Origin of the sequence: Psychrobacter sp. FME6 (assembly GCF_014861365.1) — a bacterium.
Taxonomy (GTDB): Bacteria; Pseudomonadota; Gammaproteobacteria; order Pseudomonadales; family Moraxellaceae; genus Psychrobacter.
In genome coordinates this window covers 1-22,405 of the sequence record NZ_RRYW01000012.1, presented here as the reverse complement: position 1 = coordinate 22,405, position 22,405 = coordinate 1, and the positions used below count along the sequence as shown (strand labels likewise).

Annotated in this window: 19 protein-coding genes and 1 tRNA gene; 11 read left to right on the top strand and 9 right to left on the bottom strand. The window is 41.8% G+C overall.

From position 1 onward, the window contains the following. Positions 1-712: 712 nt before the first annotated feature. From EI162_RS03110 to EI162_RS03100, 3 genes are all read left to right on the top strand, one after another. Positions 713-2,212, top strand: coding sequence for a SulP family inorganic anion transporter (locus EI162_RS03110; protein WP_192522970.1), 1,500 nt, complete (start codon positions 713-715; stop codon positions 2,210-2,212). Between the two features lie 183 nt (positions 2,213-2,395). Further along, entirely contained in the window at positions 2,396-3,250 is an 855-nt protein-coding gene (locus EI162_RS03105; protein ID WP_192522969.1) for a universal stress protein, read from the top strand. A 451-nt stretch (positions 3,251-3,701) separates the two neighbouring features. Further along, entirely contained in the window at positions 3,702-4,040 is a 339-nt protein-coding gene (locus tag EI162_RS03100; protein WP_192522968.1) for a P-II family nitrogen regulator, read from the top strand. A 246-nt stretch (positions 4,041-4,286) separates the two neighbouring features. On the opposite strand, the gene EI162_RS03095 is transcribed toward EI162_RS03100, so the two are convergent. The 3 genes from EI162_RS03095 to EI162_RS03085 form a co-directional block, all read right to left on the bottom strand. Next, positions 4,287-4,670, bottom strand: coding sequence for a DUF2147 domain-containing protein (locus EI162_RS03095; protein WP_192522967.1), 384 nt, complete (start codon positions 4,668-4,670; stop codon positions 4,287-4,289). 251 nt (positions 4,671-4,921) lie between these two features. Then, positions 4,922-5,185, bottom strand: coding sequence for a hypothetical protein (locus EI162_RS03090; RefSeq protein WP_192522966.1), 264 nt, complete (start codon positions 5,183-5,185; stop codon positions 4,922-4,924). A gap of 75 nt (positions 5,186-5,260) precedes the next feature. Further along, a complete protein-coding gene (locus EI162_RS03085) occupies positions 5,261-6,079 on the bottom strand; it encodes a DNA/RNA non-specific endonuclease (RefSeq protein ID WP_225735178.1) in 819 nt (272 codons plus the stop codon). A gap of 233 nt (positions 6,080-6,312) precedes the next feature. Here EI162_RS03085 and EI162_RS03080 point away from each other — a divergent pair. Both EI162_RS03080 and EI162_RS03075 read left to right on the top strand, forming a co-directional pair. Further along, positions 6,313-6,403 (top strand) — tRNA-Ser (locus tag EI162_RS03080). Positions 6,404-6,686: 283 nt separating this feature from the next. Beyond that, entirely contained in the window at positions 6,687-8,048 is a 1,362-nt protein-coding gene (locus EI162_RS03075; RefSeq protein WP_192522964.1) for a tyrosine-type recombinase/integrase, read from the top strand. Between the two features lie 42 nt (positions 8,049-8,090). Here the strand turns inward: EI162_RS03075 and EI162_RS03070 are convergent, their stop codons facing one another. Further along, positions 8,091-9,188, bottom strand: coding sequence for a hypothetical protein (locus tag EI162_RS03070; protein ID WP_192522963.1), 1,098 nt, complete (start codon positions 9,186-9,188; stop codon positions 8,091-8,093). Between the two features lie 747 nt (positions 9,189-9,935). Here EI162_RS03070 and EI162_RS03065 point away from each other — a divergent pair. The 6 genes from EI162_RS03065 (at position 9,936) to EI162_RS03040 (ending at position 14,956) form a co-directional block, all read left to right on the top strand. After that, positions 9,936-10,856: an inovirus-type Gp2 protein gene (locus tag EI162_RS03065; RefSeq protein ID WP_192518648.1), complete on the top strand. Its 921-nt coding sequence runs from the start codon at positions 9,936-9,938 to the stop codon at positions 10,854-10,856. 117 nt (positions 10,857-10,973) lie between these two features. After that, on the top strand, positions 10,974-11,264 hold the full coding sequence (locus EI162_RS03060) for a hypothetical protein (RefSeq protein ID WP_192518649.1): 291 nt from the start codon (positions 10,974-10,976) through the stop codon (positions 11,262-11,264). A gap of 35 nt (positions 11,265-11,299) precedes the next feature. Beyond that, positions 11,300-12,292 (top strand): DUF932 domain-containing protein, encoded by a 993-nt coding sequence (locus EI162_RS03055; protein WP_192522962.1) that lies wholly within the window; start codon positions 11,300-11,302, stop codon positions 12,290-12,292. A 191-nt stretch (positions 12,293-12,483) separates the two neighbouring features. Further along, entirely contained in the window at positions 12,484-13,521 is a 1,038-nt protein-coding gene (locus tag EI162_RS03050; RefSeq protein ID WP_413038368.1) for a YqaJ viral recombinase family protein, read from the top strand. Between the two features lie 106 nt (positions 13,522-13,627). Continuing rightward, the gene (locus EI162_RS03045) at positions 13,628-14,527 is read left to right on the top strand and encodes a hydrolase or metal-binding protein (RefSeq protein ID WP_075101653.1); all 900 of its coding nucleotides are present in this window, start codon (positions 13,628-13,630) and stop codon (positions 14,525-14,527) included. 168 nt (positions 14,528-14,695) lie between these two features. Next, positions 14,696-14,956: a helix-turn-helix transcriptional regulator gene (locus tag EI162_RS03040; RefSeq protein ID WP_225736897.1), complete on the top strand. Its 261-nt coding sequence runs from the start codon at positions 14,696-14,698 to the stop codon at positions 14,954-14,956. Between the two features lie 144 nt (positions 14,957-15,100). On the opposite strand, the gene EI162_RS03035 is transcribed toward EI162_RS03040, so the two are convergent. The 5 genes from EI162_RS03035 to EI162_RS03015 form a co-directional block, all read right to left on the bottom strand. Beyond that, on the bottom strand, positions 15,101-16,747 hold the full coding sequence (locus tag EI162_RS03035; protein WP_192522959.1) for an RNA-binding domain-containing protein: 1,647 nt from the start codon (positions 16,745-16,747) through the stop codon (positions 15,101-15,103). Between the two features lie 145 nt (positions 16,748-16,892). Next, positions 16,893-17,762: a hypothetical protein gene (locus tag EI162_RS03030; RefSeq protein WP_192522958.1), complete on the bottom strand. Its 870-nt coding sequence runs from the start codon at positions 17,760-17,762 to the stop codon at positions 16,893-16,895. A 32-nt stretch (positions 17,763-17,794) separates the two neighbouring features. Continuing rightward, positions 17,795-18,655 carry a hypothetical protein gene (locus tag EI162_RS03025; protein WP_192522957.1) on the bottom strand — a complete coding sequence of 287 codons (861 nt, stop codon included), beginning with the start codon at positions 18,653-18,655 and terminating at the stop codon, positions 17,795-17,797. Between the two features lie 78 nt (positions 18,656-18,733). After that, positions 18,734-21,841, bottom strand: coding sequence for a type I restriction endonuclease subunit R (locus EI162_RS03020; RefSeq protein ID WP_192522956.1), 3,108 nt, complete (start codon positions 21,839-21,841; stop codon positions 18,734-18,736). Between the two features lie 17 nt (positions 21,842-21,858). Further along, on the bottom strand, positions 21,859-22,362 hold the full coding sequence (locus tag EI162_RS03015; RefSeq protein ID WP_192522955.1) for a restriction endonuclease subunit S: 504 nt from the start codon (positions 22,360-22,362) through the stop codon (positions 21,859-21,861). Between the last annotated feature and the right edge of the window lie 43 nt (positions 22,363-22,405).

Sequence of the window (22,405 nt, the reverse complement as noted above, 5' to 3'; positions counted from 1 at the left end):
AAAATGGCATCAAAAAATCTAGCCTATAAAAAAGCCAAACGATACCATCAAGATGAGAAACATCATAACGGTATCGTTCAGATTTCGGTACTGGTTTTTTACGGCGTTATGCTATTATGCGCCTGTTTTTATATTAAGTGGCTAGTGCTATAATAGCTGCCCTAATCTGTCAGTGACCAGAGACTTACTCTGGCCGTTTTAGTTTAGCATGTTGTCACAGTTAGCGCGCTGTTGTCACTTCTCTTTGGCAAAATGGCTATTGTGGACGAATCATGCATGGACGGATCATGTCGAACGGCTACTTTTATTTGACAGATGATTTATTATCTTCTACCGCAGCAAGTCATTGCTGACTCTATTCGTTATTGTAGGTGTTGTTTTTGAATAGCCTACCTTAACTACCCAATTCCAAATAATTTTAGGTAAACTCACTAAATTTATCATCGTATCGATTATTGATGAGCGTATTAGTGATACCAGCAAGTAAATCAGTAGACATATTTATTACGATGTTTTTTATGACAGTACCTTTTATAACCGTGTTTCTTATGACCGTACCTTTTATGACAATGCCTCGATAATTCAATGCCGCAACATGACACAGCGCCTGTTGCCGTAAAAGAAAGATGAATAGCTATTCTTATAGCGACGCGATCATTTTATGAATGAGTAATGATTACTTTTTTTGCCTCTAACCCTATGCAGTTTACTTATGACATCTTTTATTGATAACTTACGTGACGAGTGGTTTTCCAATGTTCGCGGTGACGTTTTATCAGGCCTAGTCGTTGCACTGGCGCTAATCCCTGAGGCCATTGCCTTCTCTATTATCGCTGGCGTTGATCCAAAAGTCGGCTTGTATGCCTCATTTTGTATCGCGGTAGTGATTAGTTTCGTCGGTGGTCGTCCAGGCATGATTTCGGCGGCAACAGGGGCGATGGCACTGGTGATGGTCGATTTGGTCGCCGAGCATGGTTTGCAGTATTTATTGGCTGCCACCTTATTGTGCGGCGCTATTCAGGTAGTAATGGGCATCTTAAAGCTCGGGAATTTGATGCGTTTTGTTTCCCGCTCTGTGGTCATTGGCTTTGTCAATGCGCTAGCGATATTGATCTTTGCCGCCCAATTACCAGAGCTTAACCCAATGACTGAGCGCGTCGGTATGACCGTTTATATCATGACAGCAGCGGGCTTGGCGATAATTTACCTGTTCCCGCTCATTCCTAAAATTGGTCGGGTGATTCCATCGCCGCTTATTTGTATCGTGGGATTAACCGCGGTCGCGATGTATATGAACCTTGATATTCGTAACGTCGGTAGCATGGGTGACTTACCAGACTCCCTGCCGATGTTTTTGTTGCCTGACATTCCATTGAACCTAAACACCTTACTAATCATAGCCCCTTATTCTATCGCGTTGGCTATCGTTGGTTTGTTAGAATCTATGATGACGGCGACGATCGTTGACGAGTTAACAGATACCCCCAGTGATAAAAACCGTGAGTGTCGCGGTCAAGGGATTGCTAACGTGGTCTCAGGTTTCTTTGGCGGTATGGCAGGTTGTGCGATGATTGGTCAGTCAATGATTAACGTCAAATCTGGCGGACGTACGCGCCTATCTACTTTGATAGCAGGTATCGTCTTGCTCATTATGGTGGTGTTTTTGAGTGAATGGGTCAGCCAAATCCCAATGGCAGCGCTGGTCGCGGTGATGATTATGGTCTCTATCGGTACCTTTAACTGGCAGTCTATTCGCGAGTTCAAAACACACCCGATGTCCTTTAATATTGTCATGCTAGCGACGGTATTGACCACGGTCTTTACCCACAATTTAGCCTACGGTGTCGGCGTAGGTGTGCTGCTATCTGCATTGGCATTTGCCAATAAAATCGGTCAATTCTTAACCATATTTAGTGAATACGACGACAGTAGCAACACCCGCTATTATTATGTACAAGGACAGGTTTTCTTTGCGTCTACGACACAGTTTTTACATAGCTTCGACACCAAAGAAGCCTTGGATAGCATCCAGATTGATGTCAGCCAAGCCCATTTTTGGGACATTAGTGCCGTTGACACCTTGGATAAGCTGGTTATGCGCTTGCAACGCGAGGGCATTGATGTCAAAGTAGTTGGACTAAATAATGCCAGTCGTACGCTGATTGATCGCTTCTCTGTTCATGATCGCCGCGATATTGGTTTGCTGGATTGAGCAAAAAGTCTGCGTCTACATCCTACACTATCGTGTTAATCATCAATGTCTCATAAATAAACAGTTAAACAAACAATTGAATAGACAGCTGCATTGGTAAAGAGGATGAGGCGTGAGCATTGCCTCCCCACCCTTTTTACCAATGTAGCTGTATTTTTGGTATTGAAATGATGTGGTGCCCTTATGAGTAATTTGAAGCCAGATAGCGTGATTGCTTGCTTAGACTGTCCTGATCACGTGCAAGCCGTTTTAGATGCAACCATGTGGGCTTCAATCCGCCTACAAGTGCCGATCGGGCTACTACATTCAGTGCCAAGCTTACAACAAAAAGCTGCCGTTGATTACTCATGCTGTCTCAATATTGATGATGAAAACACTTTATTAGATCAATTCACTGCAAAAGAACATTCGAGTAATAGTGAACTAAAAGCCCAGGGTAAGCTTCTCTTACACCAAGCAACCACTTATTGCGCGCAGCAGCACCCCAAACTCAAAACCTATACATTGCACCGTCATGAACACCTCAATGAGAGTATCGATTATGTCGATGACAAAGCACAATTAATCGTTATCGGACATCATGTTACCTGTAAATCGACATTGAGCCAGTTAATTCGTGTCAGTCACTGCCCCATTTTGGTGACTCATGCCCCATTTTTGCTCCCTACTACCGCATTATTCGCCTTTGACAATAGCCCAACATCTCATAAATTGCTCAATTGGCTGTGCAAAACGCCGCTTATTCGGGCTTTAACCGTGCATATTGTCATGGTCGGAAAAGAAAACTCAGAGAATTGCGACGCGCTACGCGAAGCTTATGCACGCCTCAAACAAGCCGGCATCAAATCTAAAAAGGCTTTGCTAGATTGCCGTGATGTTACCGCGGCTTTAAATTACTATCAAAACGAGAATGATATTGGCCTACTAATGACAGGGGCATTTGGTCAATCCCGTCTGCGTGAATTACTCCAAGGTAGCGACACCAAAAAGCTACTAGGCAGCACCAAAACACCATACCTACTCTTCCCTAAAGCTTAGACCTAGATTCATCCATATAAGACAACAACCACACCTATCCTATTAAAAGCAGAGGCTTTACTCTAATATCAGTCTCTGCTTCTCACGCCATAATATTTCACCAAATCACCCTGTCAATTTATCAAATCAGTACATGAAATGGCAGGATAGCCTCCCCAAGCACCTAGAAAGTTGGTTATAATAAAGTTTTCGTTGGTTTAACGCTAAAGGTTGATTACTATTCTTTACGCTTATAGCAACGGGTTTTATTGTTACACTATGAGCAATTTTTTACCATTACCATAATTATTTTGAGCAAATACGGTTAATCCTGCCTTCCCCTTGAGTAGGTTTAGCCCAATCTTTGAATAACTCGTGGTAAGCATAGCCGCTGGTAAACATAGCCGCGATACAATAAGGCACAACACTTCTATCCATCAACTTATGGCATCACACAAATAAGGAATTTTTTATGAAGCTAATCACTGCGATCTTAAAACCATTTAAGCTCGATGATGTACGTGAAGCGCTTTCTGACATCGGTGTCAAAGGTGTCACTGTCACCGAAGTTAAAGGTTTCGGTCGCCAAAAAGGCCACACTGAGCTCTACCGCGGTGCAGAATACGTAGTGGATTTTTTACCCAAGGTAAAAGTCGAAGTGGCGGTCGTCGATGAAATGGTCGAGCCTGCTATCGAAGCCATCACTCGTATTGCAAGCACTGGCAAAATCGGCGATGGTAAGATATTTGTGACCAATCTTGAACAAGTCGTTCGTATACGTACGGGCGAGACAGGTCCTGACGCTATTTAAAGCCTGAGAACGAATAATAAGTACAGACTGATAGAGCATACTGATAACTGATTGCATCAATTCAAGGGGAATTAATATGCATTATGGAATCTCATCTCGAGCTTGTAATATAAACATGTTGAGCTTATACCAAAACTAGAACCATAAATTAAAGTTAGAGCCATAAAAAACCCCATAAAACCTTACGGTAATGTGGGATTTTTTATGGCTCAAGATTAAACTTGATAGTAAAAATAAGCGATGGACTTATTTCTTTTTCCACTGCTGACTACGTGAGAATGGACCAATATAACCTTTTAAATTTAACGTACTGCCACTTAGTTGTGCAGTCATACGGTAGTCCTTGCCTTTTTCAGGGTCAGTAATCGTACCACCGCTATATTTACCACCGCCATCAGCTTTCAGACCAGAGATAATGGTCATACCGACGTGTTTCTTACCTTTGGCTGAGTTAGTTGCGATGAGTTTACCTGTCAACACACCATTTGACTCAGTGATTTTGACCGTGCCTTTTGGCTTGCCATCGTCATAGGTCTGCCAGGTAGTATTGGCTAATGGATCAGCAGCAAATGCCATAGTGGCCATACTGATACCAGCCGCAGCTAAAGCAGTTTTTGTAAGTAATTTCATAAATTGACTCCCTTCATTTATACAGTGGTTACTCGAAACGTTATGTTTCTAATATTCTATGCTTATCCTTTGCTAGAATCTTTTTTAAAGCTTGACGGTTATATTTAATGACCGTGTCTACTCATAGGCTTTTGTCCAAAGATTTGAACGGTATAAGCGATGTCTTGACCCATTATAAGCAATTTTTAGATTTTGCCTAGTAATTTTTTTATACTTTATTATTTCTATAAAAACAAAACCATATCAAAGAGTTACAGGAAAGGGTTGTCTATTTCTTTGCCTGTCTGGTCATCCTTTTTCTTTGACTTAATATCATTGTTGTTATAAGGCTCGTTAGTCTCAAAAGCTTGCATAATTTTGGTTGTTAGCTCGTGTAACTGCTCAGCTTGCTGATATCCAGACGAATCCAACGTCAGATCAATATCTCCATAAATGATGATTTTATCTTTTTGGTTCTCGATAACCAGCTCTCCAATCTGCATACTTTGGTGGTCATTAGCAAATGGTTCAATCATTTATAATATCCTTTTTATAAATCGTATCTTACGTTATTTTTCAATATCATCCGTTTTTGATCACATACAGACGTTTCACGCCTGCAGTTGTGTGAGCACCCATTCTAGTATTGCCAACACAAACAATATCCAAGTGGGCTCTTCTACGGGCTCATCTGGTATGTCTGAACGTTCACCCGCCTTCAATGGTAAATCAAACGCTTGCGCTTTGGTCTGAGGGTCTAGTACGGGTAAGACATCGATACCAATCTCAGTAGTCAACGCATCGATACTAATGACTTCTATACGCTCTGATTCATCATTCGGTGCATAGTACACTCCCGCTTGATTGGTCGCTGGGATATAAACCGCTTTAAAAAAATGACTGGGCACCAGTACGCGGTCAGCAAGCTGTTTGGTTTTTTTGCCAGTAAATGCCACTCCTGTGATGGTATAAACTTCACCATACTGCTGGGTCAAATAGCGAGTGGCAGACTCAATATTACGCCAAATATAGCGATTATTACGTGGAGATTGCGGGGCAATATTAGCCAGACTAAAACTATCATACTGTTGGCTACGATTGGCCATATCACCATTAGGGGATAGATGACCGCGATCATAACCAGAGCCTGAATAATCAGACAGTTTAGCGCGCATGGACTTCGGTAAACGACTCTCTTCATGAAAGCTGTCTTCACGATCGATTTTTTTGGCTTGCTGCAAGCGCTTGCGGTCCAAATATTCGGCTGACCACAGCGGCGTACGCGATACACCAGAATACATGACAGCAAAACCATCAAAACATAATGACTGGGTATCTTTACTCAGTTTAGGATTAGTAAATTCGGGATAGATACCACCATAAAAGGACTGGCTACACTGGGTAAAATCGTCGGCGTACGCTGAGCTCATACTGAGTATAGCCGTAAACACTGTCATTATTATGTTATTTGTAAGCCTATATTTAGGCTTGCCAATACTTATCATTCAACTTTCTACCATTTATGCTTATTATTACGTGCATGCTATCCTAGCAGGCATCTAACAATCAAGAAAGATAGGGCGCAAGTGGTGACTTTTTAAATGGTATCCGCTATACTTAGCCAGTCAAAAATCAGTGTCGTCCAAAAACGCGCTGTCTAAACGGTGAAGTGGGTGAGTGGCTGAAACCGCACGCCTGGAAAGTGTGTATACGTTCATAGCGTATCGAGGGTTCGAATCCCTCCTTCACCGCCAATCTTATAAAACACTCCTTTTCCCACCTTGTCCTAAACACTCCCATATACCTCTGTAACCCTTTATAAATAACGCGTCTAGCGTTTTTTTTATGTCTAGTGTTTTCCCAATCTATCCGAATATAACCCACCTATCCCGTGGCTTGTGTTGGTCTATCTGTTGGTCTATGATTTCATTAGACCTCAAAAAGACCAACATTTAGGCTTTATAATTCAGCTTTAGACCAACGTTATATTTGTAACGCTTGAATTACAAGGCTTGGAAGCATAGGGAGTAGACCAACATGTTAAGCGATAGCAAAATCCGCAAGCTCAAACCAAGTGAAAAATGTACGCCTTCACGTCCTGACAAATATAGTGATCAGTATGGGCTACAGCTTTTAGTCCGTAGCACAAGCACAAAAACATGGATAAGCGCTTATCGCTTTGATGGTAAGCAGACACGCCTCACACTTGGCACTTACCCCATCATGTCACTCGCTGAAGCCAGACAAGCCAATACTGAGATTAAAGCGCTACTAGCAGATGGTATCGATCCAAAAAATAAAAAGCGTCAAGATAGGCTCAATAATGTTCATGCACAAAAATTCAATGATTATGCGTTAGACTGGCTCGCTGAACGTCAGCGTAACGTCAAGCCACGTACCTATCAGCAAGACTATAACCGTATGCATAAAGACGTGTTGCCCCACTTTGAAGGCATTGCACTAAAAGATGTAAGCTTTGAGGATTGTCGATCAATGGCAGATGAGATCGAAAAGCGTGTGAACAAAGACGGTGAGCCGCCACGCGAGGTAACCAGACGCACTATCGATCTGGTGGCTAATGTCTTAAGACGTGCCAAACGCGAACGCATCATTGAGCAAAATCCAATCGATGATCTAAAAGCACTCTATCCTAAAGCCAAAAGTCAGCACATGAAGCATGTAGATATCCATGAGCTGCCTGCCCTACTCCAAGCTATTGAGAATTATCATGGTCATGACCAAACCCGCTTAGGTATGAAGTTTTTAGCGTACTCATTTTGCCGCACCATTGAACTACGTATGATGAAATGGGCGCATATCGACTTTGCCAACCGTTTATGGCGTGTTGATATCGATAACCTTAAAATTGCACGTAAGCACGTTGTACCGTTGTCAGATCAGATGCTAGCAGTACTAGAGGAGATGAAACCCATCACAGGACAATATGAATATGTGTTCTATCATACGGGTATGCATCAGCCGTATAGTGAGGAGTTTATTAATAACGCGCTAGATATTCTAGGCTATGCTGGTAAGCAGACAGGTCACGGCTTTCGTCACATCGCCTCAACCAATCTTAACGAGCTTGGCTACATGGGCGACGCGATTGAAAAACAGATGGCACATGACAAAAAAAGTAACATACGCGCGGTTTATAACCATGCTCAGCATTTAGAAGAGCGCCGTAAGATCATGCAGGTTTGGGCTGACTTTTTAGACTTACTAAGAGACAAAGGCGAAGTTGTAGACTTTCAAACAGCGCGGCAGCAGATTGAGCAGTCAATAAGCGAGAATAAACAAGCATCACTGTTAGAAGTAGATAGCGAAACTCTGATACAGGCTTTGAAAGATAAGGGAGTTACTAGCAAAGACTTACAATCCTTGCTATCCGATAGATAAGCTAGCGCTAACTTAAATTGAGGGTTGCCTTAGAGTAACCCTCTAAGCATCTGTCTTTTCTACAATGAGACGCTCATACATCTGCTCTATCGAATCATTGATAACCTGATTTGCAGTAGAACCCTTCTGCTTCATTATCGCTTTTAACTTATCTTGATTTTTCTTATATATCTTAATGCTACCATTCTCTACCTGCTTCTTTTTACTATAATGCTTTTGTCCGTCCCATGCTTTTTTCATGCTATATAGCGTGTAGCTTCGTTCAGAGAAGCCTTTGTTCTTTTTAGTCCCTATATCAGCATTTTCAACATTGGACAAAACATCCAGACTTGCAAGAATAAGCTCGTATTTCTCTTCAATATTCTTTGGAATAAAGACCCTATCCAGAATAATTTGTTGAGGGTTTTTGGCACGTAGATATTCGTATATCCACTCTATCTGCTCCGTATTGGTAGCGTCTATCCATTTAGCATCTTTCGTGATATCTAAGCAGTTTTTAAAGTATCTAGCCTTCACACAGACTATATGTTTCGCTTGAAAATCACCAAATGGTGAAATTCGGCGCTCATATTTCGGTATGTTGTTTCTCCATAAACTTATAAATTCATGAGTGTCATAGCGTAAGATATCTGCTACTGCATTAATCAGCTCGTCTCTACCTTTGTAAGCATTATACTGAATATAATCTCTCAGCAGATAAGCTAAAAACAGTGAATGACGCAAATTGTCCTTGAACCAGTCTAAATATGACTCGGGCAAAAGGTTATTTATCTTGTATTCGATTATATGGTTAAATTCAATTAAGGGTTCAGGATGATCTTGGAAGTATGACACTAAACTATTTTTATAGTCATCATCGTCAAGACCTATATTATCGACACCACGGCCATCCATCAGGTTTTTGCTGTACAACAATGCTCTAGCATCTTCAGTATTCATCTGTCTTAAAGCTTCAAAAAACCTTTCTATATTTGTGCGATCTCTTCTACATGCTTGAATAAACTCATCTGTTACAAACCTTAAAGTCTTAGAGTTTGCGTAGCGAATCGAGGCGTCATCAAAATTGCTTCGATCATAGTCATCGAACACTGGTAAAGAAACATCTAGCACTTCATAAAAGGTATCTATGCGTCGATTCATTATAGTTTTTTCCTTATAAACTTATAGATATATCTTAGTAAATTTAACAAAAATTTGTAGTTTATCACTGGCTATTTTCTAGTATTTTTATAGCAACAGATTACGTCAGCAGTTGATAAATAAGCCCATAGAGCTAATTTATGCAATGTAAGCTTATTAATATAGTTCTATTACCCAAAACCGTAACTCTATCCTCTTAGTATAACCAAGTCTAGCGGTATTTTTAGTTTTCATACCCCCTAGGTTATGGACATTAAAATGAGCCTCCTTAACAGCTTATTATATATTATTGTTTTTTATCAGCTGACCACTATGAGTATGTGATACGAATAACAATCATGTTTATTGATAAACGACTATGAATTAACCCTTAATAATAGCGCCCTAAAATATTATGACTCTCCTCATGTATATGAACCTATACTGGAGACATAAATCATGATCAACTCACCTAGACCCTCGCATCAAATTAATGCTGCTATTCACCAAACAGTGTATTAACTTTTCTCTATCAGCTAACTCCATTTACTCAAAAAACATCAATATGAACCAAGATCCCTACAATTGAGGATAATGTATTACCGATATCTCCGCAGTATTGGTAAGTGCCACTAACCGGTTATTGATATTATTATATAGCGCAGCGTTACCACACTGACTATCTCCTCACTAAACCACCAGTAGACAGAATAAAAAAATATGATGTAGCTCTACTATGTGCAAGACAAACCACATAGGAGAAATACCATGCAAAACATTAACCTCAATCAAAGTAACTTATTAACTAAAGTTCACCAACTGGTAATCGATATCATTTCTAATGAATTGAGATTTGACCTGATAATAGATGAGCTGAACGATTTGTATCATCCGTTCATGTATTACTATGAGGGTGACAATGGATTGATTTACTCGGTGCCCATTGAAGCTTTCTTTCGCAGTACGCAATATATCGTTGGTGATCAATATCCAGAAGATGTCATTTGGGATTACGATAAAACACAGCGTCTTATTAAAACACTGTCATACTATAAAAAAGATATTAAGCGTGAACGTAGTGTGTTTAGTTATCAGGAGTCTAAAAATAAGAGGACACTCGAAAAATATGTACGCCATCTGATTCATCATTACAAAAGACTGCTCTTTGTACGTATCGACCTAAAGTACGCCAAAGAAACAAGCCACCTTGTTAGCATTGAAGATTTTTATCATCACATGAGCAAATTCCGAGATCTTATCGGTAATGAGGAAACGTGCTTTGAAGATTTGCAGGGCTACGCTTGGGCTTTAGAGCATGGTGGCATCGAGGGCGGATTACATTGTCATTTGTTGCTGATATATGACGGTAATAAGAGACAAAATGATTGGTATATCGCAAAAGAGGTTGGTGAAAAGTGGAAGGTCATTACTGGTGGTCTAGGCGAGTGCTATAACTACCACAATAAAAAGACTAAGCAGGGGTATGAGCGAAACGGTAAATTAGGTATCGGCATGATTCATCAGGATAACGAACAGGAAGTTAACAACGCTCTTAGAACGTCGTGTTACCTGACGCAACCAAGCAAGTATGACCAAAAATTAAAAGTATGGCTCCCAAACATGAACACCTTTGCACACGGTCGATACCGCACATCCAGACGTCGAGGACTACCGCCCATATCAAAATAATCTCAAATATATACTATTACCATGAGATTGAGTACAGCCTGTTTGTGTGTACCTTATTCCTTCATCAAGGTCTGCTTTTTAGCAGGCCTTTTTTATGCGCAAAATTTAGGAGTATATATGAAAACCCTGTGTCCTAGCTGTGAGTCATCTTTGGTCTACGAGATGACTGATGGTAGTCAAATCAATCTTATTGATCAGCTGTTATCCCCTGCGGTATTAGTCAGCCTTGGTGTTAGTCTTTGCAAAGCACTTAAAGTACATCCTGCTATAGGTGTGGTTGCAGGAACAACGGTAGCAGCGCTTATTGAGATCACTCAGTCTCATCAAGCGCTGCCAATACTGGTCAATAAACAATATCGCTGTGATGACTGCTCGCATGTCTTCACCACCTTTCACTCATTCACTTAAACTCAATTTAATCATAATACAAAAGGAAAATTATCATGGCACATTTAGTAGAAAGCATGGCATACGTTGGCGAAACCCCTTGGCACGGCTTAGGGAATGAGCTATCTCCCAAGCAGCCGTTAGAGGTTTGGGCACGTGAGGCAGGAATGGATTGGCGTATCGAATCGTCGGACGTCAGCTACATGGCTGAGAACGATCGAGGGCATAACCTTATCTTGCCATTCGCTGATCAAAAGGTCTTGTACCGCTCCGACACGCTTGATCCGTTATCAGTGGTCAGTCAGCGCTATCAGGAAGTACAGCCTGAGGAGATACTTGAGTTTTATCGTGAGCTCACGGAACACTCACACTTTGAGCTTGAAACCGCAGGTGTGTTAAAGGGTGGTCGTAAGCTATGGGCATTGGCACGTACAGGCCAGTCAGCCAGTCTTAGGGGCGGTGATGTCAGTAATGGCTACTTACTGCTGGCAACTGCTTGTGATGGCACGCTTGCGACTACAGCGCAGTTTACCAATATCCGTGTGGTGTGTAATAACACGCTTGCGGTAAGCCTTGCTGATGGTAGTGGTGGCGTGGTGAAAGTCCCGCACTCCACCTCCTTTGATGCTGACAAGGTCAAACAGCAATTGGGCGTATCGGTTAAACAGTGGGATGAGCACATCTACGAGATGAAACAATTGTCTGAGCGCCGTGTTACCCAAGCGGAAGCGGCTAACTATCTTAGCCGTGTGTTTAACGATCAGGACAATGACATCATTTTATTTAACAGCGCGAAGAAAGAAAAAGATGCGGTTCCCAATGCTCGCGCAATGAATAAGGTGATGCAGATGTTTAATGGTCAAGGACGCGGTGCTGATCTCGATGCGGCTAAAGACACTGCTTATGGCTTGCTCTGTAGTATCACTGAATACGTCGATCATGAGCGCCGAGCGATGAACACCGACAATCGGCTTAACTCAGCATGGTTCGGTGCTGGGGCTAAGCTGAAGGAAAAAGGTCTACAGGATGCGCGAGCCTTAATCGCTTAGTTGTTTTATGACACCAGCAATAACCACGCCCTAGAGCGTGGTTTTTTTATGCCGATTATTCAACCGATCACATTCACTAATCTATTTATAAGGAATCTATCATGGAAACCATCGCTTTAAACAACACCGCTCCAACGAGACGTCGTAAGCGTAAAGCATTGCAAGCTAGACACACAAAACCGACTGCTAAAATTAATGCTAAGACAATTCAGCCAACCGAGAAAAACATCGTTCAGAAAGACAAAACTGTCAAAGCCACAGCAAAACGTCTGGTCAGCACCAAAAATCTCAGCCATGACAAATGGCTTGAGATTCGCAAGCAAGGCATTGGTAGTAGTGACGCTGCTGCTGCGTGTGGTATTCATCCGTATTTATCAATGCTGGAGCTGTGGATGATTAAAACAGGGCGTATGACCTCAAACATTGATGAGAGCATCGAAGGGTACTCACCGCTGTATTGGGGCAACACCTTAGAGCCTATGGTGGCGAAATACTATCAAGAACAGACTGGCAATAAGGTTCGTCGCGTCAACGCCATCTTGCAGCACCCTGATCCTGAGCAGCATTTTATGTTAGCGAACTTGGATTACGCCATCACTGGTAGCGATGAGGTACAGATACTGGAATGCAAAACCGCTGGGGAACATGGGGCTAAGCTGTGGAAGCATGGCGTACCGTTATACGTCACTTGCCAAGTACAGCATCAACTGGCAGTCACAGGCAAACAAGCCGCGCATATTTGTGTCCTACTCTGCGGACACGAAGCGAAGATCTACAAGGTTGAGCGCGATGAGCAACTGATCAATAGCATTCTGTGGCATGAGCGTCTGTTCTGGCAATACGTAGAAACGGATACACCGCCAACGCCCGATCATTCTGAGTCAGCGGCGCGCGCCTTAAAGCAGCTTTACCCTAAGCCTGAGCCTGCCAGTAAAATCGATTTCAGCGAAGACGCTGGGGCTAATAAGCTATTCACTAAGTTACTGAGTCACCGTGACTCACTGAGTGAGCTACAAAAGCAGCATGACCAGATCAAACATCAACTGCAAAGCTTAATCAAAGACAATGAAGTAGCGGTCTTTGACAAAGGCGCAATCTCATGGAAGCGCTCTAAGGATAGTGTGAGCTTAGACAGTAAAGCCGTCACTAAAGCCCATCCTGAGCTGATGGATAAATTTAGTAAAACCCGTCAAGACAGTCGTCGCTTCGTCATCTTAAACGATAATTAAACCAAGACAGCTAGTCTCATTAACCAAACGCATAAAGCCCACCTATCACAGGTGGGCTTTTTTATGTCGATTTATTCAAATTATTAAACAAATAAGGAATATCATCATGATTAAAGGTCTAACGATTACCCCGCCCGTACTCGGTCGTATCAGCATTGGACGCGTTATCCAAAAGGATGGCAAACGCCTACCTGCCAAAGACGATCAATTCACCATTACCAGCCAAGTGCAAAATAAAGACGGCTGGGTCAATCATCCGCTTGATGAAAAGCTCCGCGCACGTAGTGAAGGTAAGCTCAGACAAATACCCGTACGCATGCTGTTCAATGATCCTGATCTTAATTTGCGCGCTCAGTACACGCTATTCGATCGGCAAACGGGTCGTCCGTTATGCGTGGGAGATGGCGAACACTGTCAGCGGCGTACCAATAACGGCATGGAGCAACTGCCTTGCCCATCACCTGATCGTTGCCCATTAGCACAAGGTGGTGCTTGTAAACCTTACGGTCGTCTGTACGTCAATCTGTCTGAGGACGATGAGCTGGGTACGTTTATCTTTCGTACTACAGGCTTTAATAGTATTCGCACCCTTGCGGCACGCTTAAGCTACTTCGCCGCAGTATCAGGTAATAAGCTGTCCTGCTTGCCCCTGCAATTAACCTTACGAGGTAAAAGCACCACCCAAAGCTATCGCACACCCATTTACTTTGTGGATTTAACGCTAAGAGATGGGGTAACACTCAAAGACGCGGTACAGCAAGCTAAGGCAATTGATAGTGAGCTTAGCGAAAACGGCTTTGATCAAACAGCGTTAGAGCAAGCTGCCACGCTTGGTTATGCCAATTCGTGCTTTGAAGTTGATGGCGATGAGATGTCTGATGTGGTGGAAGAGTTTTATCCGCAAGATGATAGCAATCAAATGCCTAGCAAGGTAGAGAAAACTATGCAGCCAAACACCCGCAGTATCGCGCAAGGCTTACGTCAAAGCGTGACAGCGGTGAGCTAACTCGTGACAGATAAATAATGGCATAGAAAGGAGTTGATCAGATCAGCTCCTTTTTTTATTACCTGCATCAAAGGCTAACGCTCGGACTGCATGGGAGGCCATAAAAAAATATGGGACTCGGTAAGTATATGAGAGGTGATGCTCTCGTTCACTTACAAGGAGATAATCATGGAAAATTTAAACGCAAATACTCAGCAAAACACATCAATACTAAGCATGCCACAGATACCGCGAATGCTGCCGCTAAAACAGGTCGTACACTACACAGGACTTAGCAGCACAACGATTTACGATATGCTCGATAAAAGATCGAACCGTTATGACCCCACCTTCCCTATTCAGGTTAAGCTATCTAAAGGGCGTGTGGCATGGGTTGAAAGTGAAATAGCTCAGTGGATTGAAGGTAAGATAGCTGCTCGTTTCCATTGAGCACTACCCAAAAATAAGTCGCTTAATGCGGCTTATTTTTTTGTTCGTCTAAGTTCGTCTAAGTTCGTCTAAGTTCGTCTAAGTTCGTCTAAGTTCGTCTAAGTTCGTCTAAGTTCGTCTAAGTTCGTCTAAGTTCGTCTAATCTTAGACCAACTTCCAAACCTTATCTTCAAAATAAATGAGCTTTTTTTTCTTCATTTTTTGGAGTAAATTTTTTATTTTATGAAACTTTTGCTCATCTGTTAAAACTTCAGGCAGTTTATTATACAAAAGCTTATCAAAGTCTGAACGACTCGCCTCTCCAAATTGCTGCAACAAATCTAGGACAGCTGCTTCATAATACTTTTCATTAAGCCCTTTGAGTAACATATACTCCGCTTGCTGCTCAGTATGCTTAGCGACATCAGCGGCGATAATATAGCTGTTTTTGCGCCCTTCTATTAAGGATTTTTTACGTAACGCATCTGCTTCATTTTCAGTGATCACTTGCCCTTTTTGCACTTTATCAAGCGCTATAATGTCATGCAGTGTGAGATTATCGACGGTTGCTAACTGCTTGGCGTACTCTTGATCAAGCACTTTACCTGTAAACTTCACGCCTACCCTTTCACGGGTTAAGTCATAATCTGGCAGAGGAAAAAAGCGCTTGGACTGAATCTGATACATTTTTTTGATGCCGCTACCGATGGTGTCCATCATATTTAGACTGACCATTGCATTGACCAAAAACGGATTGCGATAACTCGCTTCAGGCGCATCTTGTAGCAAGACATTCTCAATAGTCTTAGGGATAAATGCGCCGCTGTTTTGGAACAATAGTGTTGAGTCTTCTTTTTCAACTACTATGATACGTCCGCCTAAGCGATAGTCTTGATGACCAATGGCGTTGCTTAACGCTTCACGAATGATATAAGGATCGTACTGCTGCACCTCTTCAGGAAACAGCGTACCTGACGCCATGTAGCGATAATTGAGATTACGGATCTTGTTATACACCTCATCTAAGACTAACAAAAACGGTGGTTCAAAATGCTCATAATCTTTTTCAATGCCATCAATCCCCTTTAAAATCCATGTGATATGCGCTTGGGCTGGGCTTAAAAAACTTGTGGATTCATAACGACCTAATAAGATAATCGCCGTGTGGGTGATTTGACCGTGAATAGTAATTTTGGCTTTATTTAAAAAAGTGATGTCGTCCCACTCTTTGACGTCTTCAGCCAAACGCTTGTTTTTATCAGCAAAGACTTGTCTGGCAACGGCGATTGCTTGAGGGTCAAGATCTTCAAGCGCTGCCTCGTGGCAAATCTCAGCACTCCAGTCATCGGCTTGATTCTGCCATAGCTTACGGCTTTGATCTGGATAGTGCTTTAGCGGTTTTGTGACGCTACCAATGCGAATATAAGGCTCATGCAAAAAGCTAATTGGTGTATCGATGGCTGCTGGAATCTCAAAAAGTATCACCGCTTTACCATCGATCTGTAGCTCATGAATGGTAAAGTGAATCTTAGGGCTTATACGGCTTATCAGCCAATGCTCTAAATCTTCGTTGCCTTTGGCTTTTTTTGTCCTCGGGCTAAAGCTTGTGCCAACGATGTTGTGCGTGCCGTCCTCTACGCCAAACACCAAATAACCAAACTTCTTGCCAGCCAAACACGCACCATTAGCAAGCGCAGATATTCGCTTGCCAATCTCATCAGGGCTATGAAAGTTATGCTTAAACTCAAGCCATTCTTGCTCGGTTGGCTGCTGAGTGAGGCTTAGGACAAGGCTTTGGTAGTGGTTCAGCATAACAGTATAAGTTTCAATTTTGAATTGATCATTAGGGCTAGTATAGAGGTAAAGCGAACTTATTAGCAAAAAAAACAGATCACCCATTTAAATGATCTGCCCTTTATTGTATCGCTTTGATAATGCTTATTTATATAAATTATAGCTAAGTTACAAAATCAGCTACCTTGTTGTAAACTTCTTCTTCGCTATATAAAACATCCATTTCAATGTTATAGCCTTCTTTTTGTCTTAGATGCTTTAAAGCGTATAACGATTTTTCTATATGGCTATCGATGTCATCTATAACATCTTGCGTAATACGCTCATTGGGCGCTGGACGATATATAAATAGCCCAGCTTTAGCTTCTTGGCCTGTTAACAGACATGCTTTTTGTATATTACTACAACCCAAATAATCTAAATTAAAACTTAGGGCGTTTTTTTCTAGATAATCAGCTGACACTACAGTTGCAAATAGACAATCGTTTTCAAAAAGACTGTTTTTTTGCTGTGGTCGCCAAATAGGTAGGTCTAAAGCAATCTCACTATTGTCAATGTTACTTTCTAGTAGGATTTCTTCTTCCTGATAATACTCAGTTTTATTAATACTCTTTAAGCTTTGCTTTAATCCCTTACGTAGCTCTACTGTGTTAAGAACAGGCACTGTCGGTTTTTTCTTTTCTTGAAAGTGATCCATATGCACATAATCACGATATAACGAGTCTAGAATCGCTTCTATAGATAAGCCCTTAGTAGGCATTAATGTCGTATAGGTCAGCTGTGAAGAGGGTGGATAAGAATATCCTACTGTATTTAATGCTGTTGAGATAGACTGTAATAACAGTCTTAGACCTTGAACGGCATTTTTACCGTAGATACAAGCAAAGCCTTTCAAGCTTGAGTGAGCCAGCTTAAACCGAATTTTTTCATTACCATCTTCTATAAAACCAACACCTAGGTTAAATACTTCTTTGGCTACAATATCAGGTGTGAATTTGATGACAAAAAAATGACCTTTGATAAAAGAAGCCATCGCATCTTTAGGTTGTAGTAAGCTTGTCCAATTCATAATGACAGCATCCCATAGCGTTCACTTAAAATATGAGTGATATTATGATCTCTACTTTGCAAAAATGCTAAGAATTTCTGCCATATTTCACGATCTTGATTACTTGCTAATACCTCTATCCAAAACTCACATTCAGCTGTGATCTGCCTAATGGCTTTAAATTTCTTTAATGCTGTTTGTATAATGAGATTGCCTTTTTTGCTATCAGCCTGTATGTCCCTAATCACTAGATCAGCCAAATAATTACTATAATTATTATTCTCAATGAGATCTGTTGACTGCCAGTTAGTGCCGTCTTCTATAGCAAGTTTGCCATTGTCAATTAACCAAAAATCTTTTGCGTTGGCGGTTAGAATGTTACGAGGTAGGCGATCTGTATTTGCCATGACCTCATCACAAATTAGTGCTTCTTTGAAATGTGTCCATTTAATAAGCTCACGCTCTACAGCTTGTCTGCTATGATTGTATCTAAGCGATAATGCTTTGGCATACATACGCTGCGTAGCAAACATAGGAATCACGTCGTTAGTCTCATAGCTTTTTTTGAGGCGATCGCTAAGATGACTCCACAAATGCGTAAGACTGTCTTTAGGCATCAATACTAAAAACGCTTGTTCAGGTTGCGGTACTTTATATAAATCACAAATCAAGTAGCCAATAATTTCATTAAGCATCCCTCGATCACCTGTAGTGACATGCGGATGATCATAAGCATACGCTTTAAAATAAACGGGTATGTCTTTATCCTCATGAAATACATTGCCAGTGAAAACATCACTTACAATGTCGTTTTTTTCAGCGGTGTCAACTCTTAGTATATCGGAGGGCTGAATCGTTTTGATGACAATGTTGTTCATGTTAAGTTATGCCTATGAAACTGTTAATCTAGAAATTAATTTTACTTATTTGTCATTCTTTACATACCAAGAAATCTTCTACTCTAGCCTGCCCTCACTCAAAACAAATGCTCTCAATACGGCGTCAATCTTTATATTAACCTTAAACATAGGGATACTGCTGCCCTCTACAGATTCAAAGTACGCTTTAGCCTTATCTTTATCCACGGTATTTTTTAGCTCATCAAAGCGTCCAAACTCATTGATATTCGCCTCAGTCACAGCGCTGTCTAAAAGCGTCCGCAGCTGTGCCTCATCCAGCCCTAAGCTATCTGCAAATTGCTGAATAGTATCGTTCTGATCTTTTACTTGATAGTCAACGATATAGTCTTTAAAGGTACTATTTACTTCGACTTTGACCTTACCTCGCTGTACATCATTCAAGAATATATTAGCGTATTTTTGCTCATCAACACTTAGCGTCGGAAAGGCTTTGTGTAATTCATTTAGCGCTTGCTCGGCATCGCCTAATTCGAGTGATTCGATATATTTATTAAAGCGCTCGTTTAGATACGCCGTATCGATTCTGTCAGTATTGATCTGGGTCAAATGCCCTGAGATATCAAAGGGCACATCACCTGAGCCGCCCGATGAGCCACCTTGAAACAGCTCTTTATAACGTATAGCTAGCACCAGATAGGTTTGTTCATCAAAGCTCAGCGTAACGCTAGTATCGTCAAAATCATAGCTTAGCTTATCCCACGTGAAGCCTTGAATATCTGCTGCTTCTAAATGATCGTTCAGCTGTTTGAATAGCTTGGCAAATTTAGCTTGGCTTGCCTCAGCACTAGGCAGCGCTTCAAAGTTTGCTATCCCATCTGCGCTAAATACTGCTTGTATCTCAGCGAAAACATGATTCATCTTAGCCAAGTTACTCTCAAGCTTATCAACAAACAGTCCAATGGGCTTGTCGCCAGAATACAGCTTAATGGCTGCTGCGATATTGCGCTCCATGGTATAGGGCTTACGATAGTAGCGAATCGTACCAAAGGGCTTTTCGTGACCAAATAAGCGGTTGGTACGCGAGAACGCTTGAATGATATTCTCGTAACGTATGAGCTTATCGATATATAAGGTATTAACCCACTTAGAATCGAACCCTGTTAGCATCTGCTCAACAACAATAAGTATATCTAGCTGCTGATCTGGCGTGCGCTCAATAAACTGATACGGCTCTTTATGTGACAGACGATTGGCAAGATCTTTTTTAAACTTGCTATGGCTGGCTATTTTAAAGTCTTTGTCATATTGGCTGTTGTAATCGGTGATGATCTCAGCCATGCCGCGCTCTTTAAAAACGGATGTCTTCTCGTTGCCTTCATTGGCATCAAATAAAGCGCTTATTTTTAGATTGAGGTCTTGCGCCTTGATTTGTGCTTTTAGCAAACGATAGTAAGTGATGGCTTCAATGATACTACTGGTAGCAAATATGGCATGAAACTTACCGCCTCGGCTCAGCGTTGGGAAGTTGTCTAAGATATCTTCGACCACCATATTTTGGTGCTCGTCTGTCAAATACTGCTCTTTTGGCAGGTAATCCTCAATGCCTTTTACATACGTGCCATCAGCTTGTTTATGCCCTGCCATGGCGACATCATTGATAAACTCATAATACTTCTTTTTCTTAGCGTCATCCGCTAAGGCTTCTGATTCAGTATCGGCTTTGGCTTGTTGTAGTGCTACCGCGCGGCGCACTTCTTTATCCTTAAAGGTGGCTACGCGGTACAAATCAAAGCCCAAGACGTTCTTGTCACGAATACCATCAGCGATGCTATAACGATGCAGCTCATCGCCAAAGATATCAGCGGTAGTGTTCATTTTTCGCTGGTTTTCATCGTGAATGGGCGTGCCCGTAAAGCCAAAAAATATCGCATTTGGGAAAGTTTGCTTAATGATTTTAAGCATATCGCCAAAGGTTGAGCGATGCGCCTCATCGATGATAAATACTAAACGCTTGTCTTGCATGACACTCAGATCATGAGCGTTCATACCGCTGCTGTCGGCTTCGATATTACTCATCTTTTGAATGGAGGTGACAATCAGGGTATCTTTTGGGTCGCTACTTTTAATTTTACCGATCAAAGCATGGGTGTCATCGGTGTCTTGTACGCCGTCCTTGCTATCAGCGAAGTTTTGATACTGTATGAATGACTGCGTACCCAGCTCAATGCGATCCATCAAAAAAATCACTTTATCGGCGTCTTGTGAGCTGGCTATCAATTGCGCGGACTTAAAGCTGGTCATGGTCTTGCCTGAGCCTGTGGTATGCCAGATATAGCCGCCAAGCTGGCTATTGGCATCTTGCCATTTGGTAGTAGATACCTTGTCAGATATGGCATTGGCGGCATAATACTGGTAGCTGCGCATGACCTTTAGCACGCCATCGGCTTTGTCCGCTACGGTATAAAAGCCGATCATCTGATGCGCCATAGGGATAGACAGCAAGGACGCGGCAATCTCTTTATAGCTGGTGTACGGCTCATTGTAGAAGTTCGCCCAACTAAAGTAATAATCATCGTTAAAGTTGCCATCGGGATTGGCAAAATAAACCGACTGCTCAGGGTTCATAGCGACAAATATTTGCACCAATGCAAACAGCCCTGTAAAGATACCTGCCTCGCTATATTTTTCGACTTGGATGCACGCTTGACTGACGGGCACACCGCTACGCTTCAACTCAATGTGAAAGACAGGCATGCCATTAATCAGTAGCATGAGATCACCACGGCGGTCACGAAGCACAGGTGACTTGGTTGGGAATTGTGGCTGCTTAACAATCTGATAGCGGCTCTGCCCTGCGGCAATCTCATGGCGATCATATATCTTTAGACTGATCTCTTTGCCAAGGTGCAAGGTATCGTCTGGGTTATCACGAGTGATTGACACGGTCTTACCATTGATAAAGCCGTTTAGCTTCAAAGGCGTCTTTAAGGTATTAATTTGCTCAATAAGCTGCTGCATCTCACCATCCGTCAGCGGTACGTTATTGAGGCGGTCGATACCACGATTGTTTTCAAATAAGATACGCGCCCAGTTATCGATAAGCTCTTGCTCAGTGGGTCGGTTGATAACTTGATCTTCCCAGCCTTTTTGCTGCAAGATATGGATAAGCGCGTCTTCAAATTTAGCTTCGGATGCAAAGGTCATGGGCGAGCCTTAATGGGTTATACAAACATTTTTGCCAATAAGGCTTTTTTAATATTCTCTAAGGTTTTGAGCTGCTTGGCTTGTAGGCTTAGCGTGTTGTCAAGTTGTTTAAAGAATTGACCGATGGCGGTTTGTTCTTTAAATGATGGTAATTTTATCAATAAACTTTTAATAATTCCTCCTGACAAATTACCTTGTCCACCTTGCAAATAAGTGTTTACAATATTACCCTTATTCATTCTTAACCAGTAAGCAATAAACTCAGAGTTGTAGCCCTTAGAAGGTATTATTGCTAGAATAGCTTGGTTGATCGCCCCATTTATTTTGCTAATAGAAACCTCGCCACTCGTAGCACCATACAACGCATATAAAACATCACCTTTAGATACTAGCTTAGCAGAAGAGTTTAACAATCCCTCTTCCGTGATAAATAGCTCAGTTTTATGACTACTAACTTCTCCTGAACGAATAAATGGAATTTTCCCTCCGTAGTATTCAGAGTGTCCAACTGTAGTGGTCAACTAATTTAGGACACCTGATAAGAGGTTTTGATTAAAGTAACGT